We start from the raw sequence: 12,758 nt of genomic DNA on the forward strand, positions 1-12,758 counted from the left end.
TTTTGCTAATTTCTAATTAGGTGATCGGTTAATACCGATTTTATTTCGTTTTTGGGGGCATGTATGGCGTCAGATCTTCTGAATGTAGGTACTCAAAGTGTGCTTACTGCTCAGAGACAGTTAAATACGACTGGTCATAACATTTCTAATGCTAATACAGAAGGTTACAGCCGTCAGTCTGTCATACAAGGCACCAACGATCCGCGTCAATTTGGTGGTTCTACCTACGGCATGGGCGTGCATGTGGAAAATGTTCGCCGCTCTTGGGATGAGTTTGCCGTGAAAGAGCTTAACCTCTCCACCACTAACTATGCGAATAAGCTCGACAACGAAAAAAATCTTGATTTGCTTTCAAGCATGTTGTCATCGGTGGCATCGAAGAAAATCCCAGAGAACCTCAATGAATGGTTTGATGCGGTGAAAACCATGGCGGATACCCCAAATGATATGGGCGCACGTAAAGTCGTATTGGAAAAAGCCAAGCTACTGAGTGATACCCTAAACGAATTTCATGAGACTGTGCGCCAGCAATCAGATGTGACGAACAAATCGCTGGATATGGGGATTGAGCGCGTGAACCAACTGGCGGTTGAAATCCGTGATATGCACCGCTTAATGATGCGCACTCCAGGCCCTCACAATGATTTGATGGACCAACACGAAAAATTGGTCAAAGAGCTTTCCGAATACACCAAAGTAACGGTCACACCGCGCAAAAACTCGGAAGGCTTCAACGTCCATATTGGCAATGGTCATACGCTCGTTTCAGGCACAGAAGCCAGCCAACTTAAGATGATTGATGGCTCTCCAGATGTACACCAACGTCGCCTTGCGATGGTAGAAGGCGGTGGCATCAAAGCGATCAAAGCGGATGATATTGACGGAAAAATTGGCGCGATGTTAAAGATGCGCGACGAGCACATTCCACAAGTGATGGATGAGCTTGGTCGTCTTGCTACAGGACTCTCTAGTGAAATCAACCATCTTCAATCGCAGGGTTTGGATCATAACGGCAATGTCGGCGACCCGTTGTTTACCGATGTGAACTCAGAAGAACTGGCTCAATCACGAGTTATTACGGGCCCCCAATCCACAGCGGATATGGCCGTCTATATCGACAACATTAGTGCGTTGAAGGGCGGTGAATATTCACTGCGCTATGATGGCGACCGCTACAGCGTGACCAAGCCAAATGGCGAAACCGTGAAAGTTGACGCAAATTCCTCGGGCAATGCTTTTTATCTTGATGGTATGCGGGTGGAAGTGCGTAACGAACCAAAAGTGGGTGAACAGGTTCTACTGCGCCCAACTCGCAGCAGCGCTGCACAAATGAAAGTTGAGACGACGGATCCAAAAGCGATTGCGGCACAAAGTTATGAAGCCTCGACGACGTTTGCTCAAGGTCATGCAACATTCGAAATCATCAATGCCGGAGATCTGCGTGAGTTTGAAGTTGTGGTATCCCCAACTGGCGATCAATTTGCGGTTACGGATACCCAAGGCAATGTCGTCATGGCACCGCAGCCATATCCACCAACGGGACCAGTATCGATCTCTCTACCGAGTAATCACCCAAGTTACAAAAACGGCGCTGAGACGGTATTTGAATTGAGTCTTGGCGCGTTGGCGAATGATAAATTTACTGCGAACTTAGTGCCTTCTGAAGGTGACAACGGCAACTTACGTAAGATGCAAAACATTCAGACAGACAAAAAGATGAATGGTAACGAGTCGACGATTCTGAGCGTGTACTTTAACTTGAATACGGACGTAGGATTGAAAACGTCAACGGCGTCGCGTTTAAGTGATGTCACAAGGTTGGAGAGCGAAGCTGCGCAGGAGCGTGTAGCCTCGATATCAGGGGTAAACCTGGATGAAGAAGCCGCGAATATGATGAAGTTTCAGCAGGCGTATATGGCGTCTTCACGAGTCATGCAAGCGGCGAATGATACCTTTAACACCATCCTGCAACTGCGCTAGAGGAGGCCGTAGATGTTAACCCGTATTTCTAGCTTCCATAATTACCAATCGGTGCAAAATGATTTGCGTCGTCAGGAAAACAAAGTGCACCACAACCAGGCGCAACTCGCGTCGGGTAAGCAGCTTATGAAACCGAGCGATGATCCTCTAGCAACCCACTATATTCAAAGTATTGGACAACAAGAAGAGCAGCTAAAACAGTATCTTGATGCGATAGTGCTCGTACGTAACCGTTTAGAAAACCAAGAAGTTGTGATTGCGAGTGCCGAGGAATTTACCGATGAATCGAAACGTATTGCGATGGAAATGATCAACGGCTCCTTCTCTACGGAAGATCGTGCGGCGAAAAAGCGTGAGCTAGAAGAAATTGCCGATAACTTTTTGGCCTTAACCAACACTCAAGATGAGTCGGGCAACTATGTGTTTGCTGGCACGAAACCAAAGAACCAACCATTCTTCCGTGATTATGATGGCAGTGTGTTGTACACCGGCGATGATTACCAACGTAAGATGAAGATCGCCAACAACATTGAGTTGGGGGTTAACTATCCAGGCAATCATTTGTTCACACAGGTGCCCAATCCGTTTGGTGATTTTGAACCTCAGTATGACTTAAAAGATGGCTCTGAACTGCTGCTTTCCCAGGCATTGACCCGCTCACGCGACGAATCTAACTACAAGATCACGTTTGTTGATATGAGTAATGGCAAGTTTGGCTACCAGTTGGAAAAAAACGGCAGTGTCGTGCAAGTGGACGATTACTCTCCGGTTGATGGCATTTTATATGAGGGTGTCAACATTCAGCTTAAAGGGCAGGTCACTGCGGGCGACAGTCTGACTCTTGAGCCAAGAAAAACCTTTAGTATCTTTGACTCGTTTAAAAAAACCATGCAATGGTCAGAGAGTTCGGTATCAGATGCATCTGCAACGGCAAAACTGCATCAAATGACAGAAGAGTTTCGCGCTGCGTTTGTTCATATGAACAAGGTTAGAACGGATGTTGGTGCCAAGCTAAGTACGCTCGATATTCAAGAGCAAAACCACGAAGACTTTAATTTGTCTTTGGCAAAAGCAAAGAGCAACTTTGAGGACTTAGACTACTCCAAAGCGGTGATTGAATTCAGTGAGAATTCACGAGCGTTGCAAGCGTCTCAACAGGCTTTTGGAAAAACCAAAGACTTGACGTTGTTTAACTACATCTAGCTTTGACTGCCGCATATTCAGTTACTTAACCTCAAGCCTTATGTGCAACGCCTTAAGCGCAAGAGTTACGATTGAGCGGTAGTTGATGATGTACCTGCGGCATATTTTTACCGAAGGCGGCAATGACCTAAGTGGGCAAATCATGCGGCAACGATGAAACTGTGATCCTAGGGTTGCGCATTTGTGGTGTGTGGATGTATTTAAGTCATTACCTAATGATTAAGCTATTGATTAATAAGCTTTTATATCTAGTGTGCGTTTTTTGATTAGTTGGCACACTAATTGTATTAAAGAAATCAGAATAGGTTTACGAGATTCTAAACCCTGCCTTTGGGCAGATTTAGTCAGTAATTTATACGGTCAGTGCTTATCCAAATGAGAGTAAAGCTGGCCGCTTCGCATGAGCTTGCGAACTCATAGGGAGAGCAGAATGACAGTAACTGTAAATACTAACGTTGCAGCAATGACGGCACAGCGTTATTTGAACAAGGCGACCGGTGAATTAAACACCTCGATGGAGCGCCTGTCTTCAGGTCACAGAATTAACAGTGCAAAAGACGACGCGGCAGGTTTGCAGATCTCGAACCGTCTAACGGCACAGTCTCGTGGTCTTGATGTGGCAATGCGTAATGCCAATGACGGTATTTCGATTGCTCAGACGGCTGAAGGTGCGATGAATGAGGCAACGTCTGTGATGCAACGTATGCGTGATCTCGCTTTACAGTCATCAAACGGCACTAACTCTTCTGCAGAGCGTCAGGCAATTAACGAAGAATCGATGGCGTTGATTGATGAGCTGAACCGTATTGCTGAAACGACCTCGTTCGGTGGCCGCCGATTGCTTAATGGTTCATTTGGTGATGCAGCATTCCAAATCGGCTCCAACTCTGGTGAGGCGATGGTGATGGCCTTGACGAGTATCCGAGCGGACGACGAGCGAATGGGCGGTTTAACATTCTTGTCTGAAAACAAGAAAAGTAAAGACTGGCAAGTTGACCCGACGAAATCCGACTTATTGATTGCCCTTCCCGGTTTAGGCGAAGATGAAGACGGGAATGTGACTGATCTCGAAATCAGTATTAACGCTAAAGCAGGTGATGATATTGAAGAGTTGGCAACGTACATCAATGGCCAATCAGACAATAAAATTAACGCATCGGTAAGTGAAGATGGCAAGCTGCAAATTTTTGTCGCTCATCCAAACGTTCAAGGCGACATCTCTATTTCCGGCAGACTTGCCTCTGAGTTAGGTTTGAGTGATGAAGGCATCCAGTCACTGGTGCAAGACATCGATATGACAAGCGTTCAAAGCTCTCAGAATGCGGTTGCAGTTTTGGACTCGGCACTGAAGTATGTGGATGCCCAACGTGCAGATTTGGGTGCGAAGCAAAACCGCCTGAGCCATAGCATTAACAACTTGGCCAACATCCAAGAGAACGTGGATGCGTCGAACAGTCGAATTAAAGATACAGACTTTGCGAAAGAAACCACGCAAATGACCAAAGCCCAAATTTTGCAACAGGCAGGTACTTCGATTCTTGCTCAAGCAAAACAATTGCCAAACTCTGCGATGACACTATTGCAGTAGTTTACCTAGCCCGCATGTTCGCCATTCAGACGTGGATGCAAATGCAGGTTATTGGCAAGCAACCTTACTAAAACGAAATGAGCGGCTCTCTCATCTCTCACCTGCCAATCATTTTTCGTGTAGGGTTGCACCCGGTGTGCCGGAAATGTGTTCATTTCTCTTGATCTCCACATTGGCTCTGGCTACCAACCCAGCCCCAGTTCTCTCAAAGGAAAAGGGGCTTTTTCTTTTCTAATTCCTTCTATACCCAAGCTTCTCTTTAATAGGCGGGATTCAAGTCGCTGTCGCGGTTGCAAACCAAGCCATTTTTGTAGAACTAAGCTGTTTGACGTTACCCAGCATATAACCTTTCTTTTGTTATCTCGAACTGACGACTTTTGAAAGGATAACGGCTGTGTTGTGTTCGATTTTCGTCACTCGGCTTAAGTCGGAGAAACTTGAGCACTTTTATTTATTTTTCTTCAATTTTTCTAGCTAAGTCTCACTATTTCACTTTTTTGAAAATTTATCTAAAGCTTCTGTATTTGGTGTCGTTAAAAAAAGTAACTTTGAGAGAACTACTTGGTTTTCCGAGACGTCGGAAACCGCACCAACGGAAAATCAATTGGAGAAATCACCATGGCAGTGAATGTAAACACCAACGTATCAGCAATGACGGCTCAGCGTTACCTAAATAGCGCAAGCTCAGCACAGCAAATTTCAATGGAGCGTTTGTCTTCGGGTTTCAAAATTAACAGCGCTAAAGACGACGCTGCGGGTCTGCAAATCTCGAACCGCTTGAACGTACAAAGCCGTGGTCTTGATGTAGCGGTTCGCAATGCGAACGACGGCATCTCAATTGCTCAAACCGCTGAAGGTGCAATGAACGAGACGACGAACATTCTGCAACGCATGCGTGACCTTTCTCTACAGTCAGCAAACGGCTCAAACTCAAAAGCTGATCGTGTGGCGATTCAAGAAGAAGTCACAGCACTCAACGATGAGCTTAACCGTATCGCTGAAACCACGTCTTTTGGTGGTAATAAACTGCTAAACGGTACTCACGGTTCAAAAGCCTTCCAAATTGGCGCAGACAACGGTGAAGCCGTGATGCTTGAGCTAAAAGACATGCGTTCAGACAACAAAATGATGGGTGGCGTAAGCTACCAGGCTGAAAATGGCAAAGACAAAAACTGGAACGTTGCTGAAGGTAAAAACGACCTAAAAATAAGCCTAACGGATAGTTTTGGTCAAGAGCAAGAAATCAACATCAGCGCGAAAGCGGGCGATGACATCGAAGAGCTAGCAACCTACATCAACGGTCAAACAGATCTAGTAAAAGCATCGGTAGACCAAGATGGCAAACTGCAGGTTTTTGCTGGTAACAACAAGGTAGATAGCGAAGTTTCTTTCTCTGGTGGTCTATCGGGTGAACTCGGTTTCGGTGAAGGTAAAAACGTAACCGTTGATACCATCGACGTAACGTCGGTTGGTGGTGCACAAGAATCAGTGGCTATTGTCGATGCTGCATTAAAATATGTTGATAGCCACCGCGCAGAGCTAGGTGCCTTCCAAAACCGTTTCGACCATGCAATTAACAACCTAGACAACATCAACGAGAACGTGAATGCGTCGAAGAGCCGAATCAAAGATACTGACTTTGCGAAAGAAACGACTCAAATGACGAAGTCACAAATTCTATCGCAAGCATCAAGCTCTATCCTTGCGCAAGCGAAACAAGCGCCAAACTCAGCGTTAAGTCTGCTAGGTTAACCGACGTCATACGAAAGATACCAAAGCCAGGTTTATTCCTGGCTTTTTGCTTCAAGCTAATAAGTGAATGGTGCAAGGCGTTTATTTCGATTAAATGGTCTCTCTAAATACCAATATTACGGCGATGATGACGCAGCGGCATCTCAGCCATGCAGCTGAGCAAAGCATTGAGTCACAACGCAATCTGACTTCTGGCTATCGGATTAATTCGGCCAGTGACGATGCTGCTGGTTTACAGATTTCCAATACTCTGAATGTTCAAACGAGAGGGCTTGATGTTGCGTTGAGAAATGCACATGACGCTTATTCTGTCGCACAAACGGCGGAAGGTGCTTTGCATGAGAGTAGCGAGGTTTTGCAACGCTTACGCTCTCTCGGGCTTCAAGCGGCAAACGGCAGTCACGATTCAAGTGATCGGCAAAGTATTCAATACGAAGTCATCGCGCTACAAGATGAGCTTGAACGTCTTGCGATCACGACGACATTTGGCGACAAGAACTTGTTTGATGGCTCCTACGGATCGCAAAGTTTCCATATTGGGGCGAATGCTAATTCGATTTCTCTGACTCTTAAAAACATGCGTAACCATATCCCCGAGATGGGCGGTCAACATTATATTGGGGATGCCATCGATAAGGACTGGCGAGTTACCAAAGACAATCAAACGCTCGTATTTGAATATCAAGACAGTGCCGGCCAGAGCCAAAATGAGTCTATTATGCTTAAGTTGGGTGACCGTATAGAGCAAGTGGCGACCTATATTAATGCCCAGCAATCGGCGGTGAGTGTGTCGGTGACTGAGGACAACGAGCTGCAATTCTTTTCCTCTACATTGAACACCCCCGAAGGGCTTAAGCTGACCGGAAGTCTAGCTGATGAGCTTGATGTGAGCTCAGGCGTGCTGGTGACGATGGATGACATCAACATGTCAACCGTTGGAGGCGCACAGCTTTCTATTGGGGTGATCGATGCGGCAATTAAGTATGTCGATTCAGACCGAAGCGAAATCGGTGGATTTCAAAATCGCGTCAGCAGTGCTATGGATAACTTAAACACGGTTAACCGCAGTGTGACTGAATCAAAAGGCCGGATACGCGATACCGATTTTGCTCGGGAGTCAACGGAGATGGTGCGTTCTCAAGTCTTACAAGATGCGACAAGCGCGTTATTGGCACAAGCAAAGCAAAGGCCAAGGGAGGCGTTGGGGTTACTCAACTAATCAATTTTAGAAAATAAAAAACGCTGCCATTGGCAGCGTTTTTTCGTGCTGAGCTAAGTAGTGATTACTTAGTTACACGTAGTACTGGAGTTTCACCAACAGTTACAGAACCAGTAAGCTTGTTCAGCTCTTTGATTTCGTCCATGTTAGAGATAACAACTGGAGTAAGAGTCGATTTCGCTTTCTCTTCTAGTAGAGCTAGATCGAATTCGATTACAGTGTCGCCAGCTTTGACAGTTTGACCTTCTTCAGCGATACGCGTGAAGCCTTCGCCTTTAAGTTCAACAGTATCGATACCGAAGTGAACGAAAAGCTCAACACCGTCGTCAGACTCGATAGAGAATGCGTGGTTAGTTTCGAAGATCTTACCGATAGTACCGTTTACAGGAGCTACCATTTTGTTGCCTGCAGGCTTGATAGCAATACCATCACCAACGATCTTTTCAGCGAAAACAACATCTGGCACATCTTCGATGTTCACGATTTCACCAGAAAGTGGCGCGATGATTTCGATTGCACCAGCGGCAGCGCTGTCATCAGATACAAGCTTCTTAAGTTTGTCAAACAGACCCATTGTGTCATGCTCCTAAGGTTTGATTTTATTCTGTCGAATTATAGTATACCAATAACGTTCATTAGACGACTTTTTTCGCCGCCTAATGACCATTAAGTATTGAATAACCTGGTACTAGCGATTACTGAGTTTTTTCAGCAATGAACTTTTCTACAACGGCTTCGATTTCTGCAGCTGTTGGTAGAGCCAATGCTTCTTCCGCCATCGCTTTTACTTCTGCGAAGTTAGCGTTACGGATCACTTTCTTCACGGTTGGGATAGAGATGCCGCTCATAGAGAACTCATCTAGCCCCATACCAAGAAGTAGAAGTGTTGCACGCTCATCGCCTGCTAGCTCACCACACATGCCTGTCCATTTACCTTCCGCGTGAGACGCGTCGATAACTTGTTTGATAACAGTCAGTACTGCTGGTGATAGTGGGTTGTAAAGATGAGAAATCATCTCGTTACCACGGTCAACGGCTAGCGTGTACTGAGTCAGGTCGTTGGTACCGATAGAGAAGAAAGCCACTTCCTTCGCTAGGTGGTGCGCGATAGCTGCTGCAGCTGGAGTTTCAACCATTACACCGATTTCGATGTTTTCGTCGAATGCATGGCCTTCAGCGCGTAGCTCTGCTTTGTATTCTTCGATTGCTTTCTTAAGCTCACGGATTTCTTCAACAGAGATGATCATTGGGAACATGATACGTAGCTTACCGTGTGCAGACGCACGTAGGATGCCACGTAGCTGATCACGTAGAATTTCACGACGATCTAAGCTGATACGTACTGCACGCCAGCCTAGGAATGGGTTCATCTCTTTTGGAAGATCCATGTATGGAAGATCTTTGTCGCCGCCGATATCCATAGTACGGATGATCACAGCTTCACCGTTCATTGCTTCAGCAACTTCTTTGTAAGCTTGGTATTGCTCATCTTCCGTTGGAAGCGCATCACGGTCCATAAATAGGAACTCTGTACGGTACAGACCAACGCCTTCACCGCCGTTACGGATGATACCGTCACAGTCTTTTACCGTACCGATGTTGCCGCACACTTCTACGCGGTGACCGTCTAGAGTCTCTGCGTGTAGGTCTTTTAGCTTCGCTAACTCTTCTTTTTCTGCAATGAATGCCGCTTTAACTGCTTTTGCATCAGCGATTTCTTGCTCAGAAGGGTTGATAACAATCTTGTTGTTCATCGCGTCAAGGATCAGCATGTCGCCGTTCTTAACTTGTTTTGTGATGTCGTTAGTACCAACGATTGCTGGAAGCTCAAGAGAGCGAGCCATAATTGAAGTGTGAGAAGTACGACCGCCGATGTCACAAGCAAAACCAAGAACGTAGTCTAGGTTGATTTGTGCTGTTTCAGATGGCGTTAGGTCGTATGCTACTAGGATAACTTCTTCATTGATGTCACTTAGAGACACAATGTTGATGCCTAGAGCATTTTTAACGAAGCGTGAACCGATATCGCGAATATCTGTTGCACGTTCCTTTAGGTATTCGTCGTCAAGAGATTCTAGAGCACATGCTTGCTCTTCGATAACGGTGTAGATTGCGTTATCAGCAGACATTTTGTCGTTTTTGATCAGGGCTAGGATTTCCTCTTCTAGCTCTTCGTCTTCAAGAAGCATGATGTGACCTTCAAAGATCGCTTCTTTTTCTTCACCAAACGTTTCAAGCGCTTTTTGCTTGATAGTTTCTAGTTGAGCAGATGATTTGTTACGAGCGTCAAAGAAACGTGCAACTTCTGCTTCTACTTGATCATCAGAAATAGTGTTTGTGTTTAGGACAATTTCATCTTCTTGAAGTAGTAGTGCTTTACCGATTGCAATACCAGGAGATGCTAGGATGCCTGAAATCATAGCTTTACCTTAAGTTGGTCAACTTTATAAAACGGGAGAATAATGGGTGCGCTAACGAATAGTTTTAGCTTAGTTTTGAGTCTATTTCCAACAAAGCCATTTTGCTTGCACAAAATGGCTTCTGAAATAGGAGACCGGATTAGTGTAGCTCGTCCATTAGAGCAACTAGGTGGTCTACAGCTTGTTGAGCTTGTGGGCCTTCAGCTGAGATAGTCACTAGTGTGCCTTTTACTAGGCCTAGTGTTTGTAGTTTGAAAAGGCTCTTAGCGCTAGCGCTTTTACCGTTAGAAGTCACAGTGATGTCTGCGTCGAATGCTTTAGCTTCTTTAACGAACTGTGCAGCTGGACGAGTGTGAAGGCCGTTTTCTGCAGTGATTTCTACTTGCTTCTCGTACATGTGATATACCCCAATAAATGTATTTTTTGTTAGTTGTGACTAAATTCTAGCTTAACTGCTTTATGTCTTGTGCGCTACCGCGGGAGAGTTCAAGCACGTCAGAATTGATACTAGTCAAAAGTTTGGTCACTACGCAACTGTTTGCGTGCGTAATAACTTTGAAACCTTTTTGGTCTAGCTTCTTTATTTTGAAGCTTAAAATAAAACGCCCTGATATTACCAAAGGTGAGGCAGGGATCAACAAAAAAGCCCCTGACCGGGGCTATTTTAAACGAAAAATTGATTTGACCACATATTACTGTTGGTTCTCTTTATCAGTAAAGATGCCTGAAAATAGCGCAGTACTTAGGTAGCGTTCACCAGAGCTTGGAAGGACGGTTACGATAGTTTTTCCTTCAAATTCAGGCAGTTCTGCAAGGCGGTTTGCTGCAACAACGGCTGCGCCTGAAGAGATGCCGGCAAGGATGCCTTCTTCAGACATTAAGCGACGAGCCATCTCAATCGCTTCTTCAGAGGTTACCTGCTCCACGCGGTCAATCAGCTCTAAATCTAGGTTGCCGGGGATGAACCCTGCGCCAATGCCTTGGATTTTGTGTGGTGCTGGTTGAATTTCTTCACCTGCTAGTGCTTGTGCAATGACAGGGGATTCTGCTGGTTCAACCGCGACAGAGGTGATGGCTTTGCCTTTCTCGCCTTTGATGTAACGGCTTGTTCCTGTGATCGTACCGCCAGTACCAACTCCCGCGACGAATACATCGATTTCACCGTCAGTGGCTTCCCAGATTTCTGGGCCAGTCGTCTTCTCGTGAATTTCTGGGTTGGCAGGGTTGTTGAATTGTTGCAGAAGTAGGTATTTGTCTGGGTTACTGGCGACAATCTCTTCCGCTTTAGCAATCGCACCTTTCATGCCTTTTGCGGCTTCAGTAAGTTCAAGGTTTGCGCCGAGAGCTTTAAGCAGTTTACGGCGCTCAAGACTCATTGACTCTGGCATGGTGAGCGTTAGCTTATAACCGCGAGCGGCTGCTACGAATGCAAGCGCAATACCGGTATTACCACTTGTCGGTTCTACGAGTTCAACCCCGGGTTTTAGTGTGCCAGCTTTTTCTGCTTCCCATATCATGTTTGCACCGATACGGCATTTCACACTGAAACTTGGGTTACGCGCTTCGATTTTCGCGAGAACCTTGCCATTGCTCACTTTGTTTAAGCGAACGAGAGGGGTATTACCAATGGTAAGAGAGTTGTCTTCGTAGATCTTGCTCATAATGATGTTCCTTCATTACACGATTTGTAAATATGTTTAGAAGAATATGCTGTATGGAAAAAAGGGAAAAGGATTAAAAAGTTATATCTTATGAGGTTGATCGAGAATTATGCAAAATAACCGGGGAGGTATACATATCCTCTCCGGTTGGTATAAATCTGGTTTACCGCTGATGCTTAAACTCTGCCACCCACATAGCGGTCGCACCACATACCGCAACAGGCATTACGATAAGATTGAGGATTGGAATGGTAGTAAAGACCGAAACCAACACACCGAACCCATACGCTTTACCCTGTTTTTGTTTCAACTTGTAACGCATGTCATTGAATGGCATTTTATGATTATCAAACGGATAATCACAGTATTGGATTGCTAGCATCCATGCAGTAAAGAAAAACCATAAGAAAGGCCCGACGGTTTGCCCTAACGCAGGGATTAATAAAAGCAGGAATAGTCCAATCGCTTTAGGCAATACATAAAGGAGTTTACGCCATTCACGGGCCATGACTCGAGGCACATCTTTAATCAGTGCAGTTAAGCCGTCGTCATTCACTTTTTGTCCTGTTAGTAACTCTTCCACTTTCTCAGCCAGTAAACCATTGAACGGAGCAGCAATGAAGTTTGCTAATGTACTGAAAAAATAGGAGAAAGCGGCGAGAATTGTCAGAGCTAGGATTGGCCACAGAATATAAGTTAACCAAGACAGAAACTCAGGAAGCTGGCCAATCCACCCTTCAATCCAACGGTCTAAATGAAAAAATAGATAAAAGATGGCACCGCCCACAAGCAAGACATTCGCCAGTAGAGGGAGCAAGACAAAACGTCTAATTTCTGGAGAGAGTGCGAGTTGCATTCCGTATAGGAAATAACCGAATCCGGTTCTTTTCTGGTTGTTTAATTTCATATCCATTATGTATTTTGGGGAGTGAATA

The 12,758-nt window shown here is 45.4% G+C and carries 10 protein-coding genes; 5 read left to right on the top strand and 5 right to left on the bottom strand.

Features of this window, described 5'->3' with window-relative positions:
- Positions 1 to 63 precede the first annotated feature (63 nt).
- From flgK to AK965_RS09055, 5 genes are all read left to right on the top strand, one after another.
- Entirely contained in the window at positions 64 to 1,980 is a 1,917-nt protein-coding gene (gene flgK, locus AK965_RS09030) for a flagellar hook-associated protein FlgK (protein WP_099079282.1), read from the top strand.
- 12 nt (positions 1,981 to 1,992) lie between these two features.
- Positions 1,993 to 3,183 (top strand): flagellar hook-associated protein FlgL, encoded by a 1,191-nt coding sequence (flgL, locus tag AK965_RS09035; RefSeq protein WP_099079283.1) that lies wholly within the window; start codon positions 1,993 to 1,995, stop codon positions 3,181 to 3,183.
- A 430-nt stretch (positions 3,184 to 3,613) separates the two neighbouring features.
- On the top strand, positions 3,614 to 4,771 hold the full coding sequence (locus AK965_RS09040; protein WP_099079284.1) for a flagellin: 1,158 nt from the start codon (positions 3,614 to 3,616) through the stop codon (positions 4,769 to 4,771).
- A 618-nt stretch (positions 4,772 to 5,389) separates the two neighbouring features.
- Positions 5,390 to 6,523 (top strand): flagellin, encoded by a 1,134-nt coding sequence (locus AK965_RS09050; protein WP_099079285.1) that lies wholly within the window; start codon positions 5,390 to 5,392, stop codon positions 6,521 to 6,523.
- A 94-nt stretch (positions 6,524 to 6,617) separates the two neighbouring features.
- On the top strand, positions 6,618 to 7,742 hold the full coding sequence (locus tag AK965_RS09055) for a flagellin (protein WP_099079286.1): 1,125 nt from the start codon (positions 6,618 to 6,620) through the stop codon (positions 7,740 to 7,742).
- Positions 7,743 to 7,806: 64 nt separating this feature from the next.
- Here AK965_RS09055 and crr read toward each other — a convergent pair whose 3' ends face one another.
- The 5 genes from crr to cysZ all read right to left on the bottom strand — a co-directional run bounded on the left by crr (position 7,807) and on the right by cysZ (position 12,730).
- Complete coding sequence (gene crr / locus AK965_RS09060) at positions 7,807 to 8,316, bottom strand: PTS glucose transporter subunit IIA (protein WP_099079287.1); 510 nt, start codon at positions 8,314 to 8,316, stop codon at positions 7,807 to 7,809.
- A 121-nt stretch (positions 8,317 to 8,437) separates the two neighbouring features.
- The gene (gene ptsI / locus AK965_RS09065) at positions 8,438 to 10,162 is read right to left on the bottom strand and encodes a phosphoenolpyruvate-protein phosphotransferase PtsI (RefSeq protein ID WP_099079288.1); all 1,725 of its coding nucleotides are present in this window, start codon (positions 10,160 to 10,162) and stop codon (positions 8,438 to 8,440) included.
- 139 nt (positions 10,163 to 10,301) lie between these two features.
- Positions 10,302 to 10,559 (bottom strand): HPr family phosphocarrier protein, encoded by a 258-nt coding sequence (locus tag AK965_RS09070; RefSeq protein WP_099079289.1) that lies wholly within the window; start codon positions 10,557 to 10,559, stop codon positions 10,302 to 10,304.
- Positions 10,560 to 10,854: 295 nt separating this feature from the next.
- Positions 10,855 to 11,823, bottom strand: a complete 969-nt coding sequence (gene cysK, locus AK965_RS09080; protein ID WP_099079290.1) for a cysteine synthase A — start codon at positions 11,821 to 11,823, stop codon at positions 10,855 to 10,857.
- A gap of 163 nt (positions 11,824 to 11,986) precedes the next feature.
- Positions 11,987 to 12,730 (bottom strand): sulfate transporter CysZ, encoded by a 744-nt coding sequence (gene cysZ, locus AK965_RS09085; protein WP_099079358.1) that lies wholly within the window; start codon positions 12,728 to 12,730, stop codon positions 11,987 to 11,989.
- Between the last annotated feature and the right edge of the window lie 28 nt (positions 12,731 to 12,758).

It is taken from the genome of Vibrio sp. PID17_43, assembly GCF_002608565.1.
In the GTDB taxonomy this organism is placed as follows: domain Bacteria; phylum Pseudomonadota; class Gammaproteobacteria; order Enterobacterales; family Vibrionaceae; genus Vibrio.

Excerpts from the sequence above, each read along its gene's own strand:
- AK965_RS09040 (WP_099079284.1), top strand. The coding sequence starts at position 3,614 with ATGACAGTAACTGTAAATACTAACGTTGCAGCAATGACGGCACAGCGT.
- AK965_RS09055 (WP_099079286.1), top strand. The coding sequence starts at position 6,618 with ATGGTCTCTCTAAATACCAATATTACGGCGATGATGACGCAGCGGCAT.
- ptsI (WP_099079288.1), bottom strand. The coding sequence starts at position 10,162 with ATGATTTCAGGCATCCTAGCATCTCCTGGTATTGCAATCGGTAAAGCA.
- cysZ (WP_099079358.1), bottom strand. The coding sequence starts at position 12,730 with ATGAAATTAAACAACCAGAAAAGAACCGGATTCGGTTATTTCCTATAC.
- flgL (WP_099079283.1), top strand. The coding sequence starts at position 1,993 with ATGTTAACCCGTATTTCTAGCTTCCATAATTACCAATCGGTGCAAAAT.
- AK965_RS09050 (WP_099079285.1), top strand. The coding sequence starts at position 5,390 with ATGGCAGTGAATGTAAACACCAACGTATCAGCAATGACGGCTCAGCGT.
- crr (WP_099079287.1), bottom strand. The coding sequence starts at position 8,316 with ATGGGTCTGTTTGACAAACTTAAGAAGCTTGTATCTGATGACAGCGCT.
- cysK (WP_099079290.1), bottom strand. The coding sequence starts at position 11,823 with ATGAGCAAGATCTACGAAGACAACTCTCTTACCATTGGTAATACCCCT.
- AK965_RS09070 (WP_099079289.1), bottom strand. The coding sequence starts at position 10,559 with ATGTACGAGAAGCAAGTAGAAATCACTGCAGAAAACGGCCTTCACACT.
- flgK (WP_099079282.1), top strand. The coding sequence starts at position 64 with ATGGCGTCAGATCTTCTGAATGTAGGTACTCAAAGTGTGCTTACTGCT.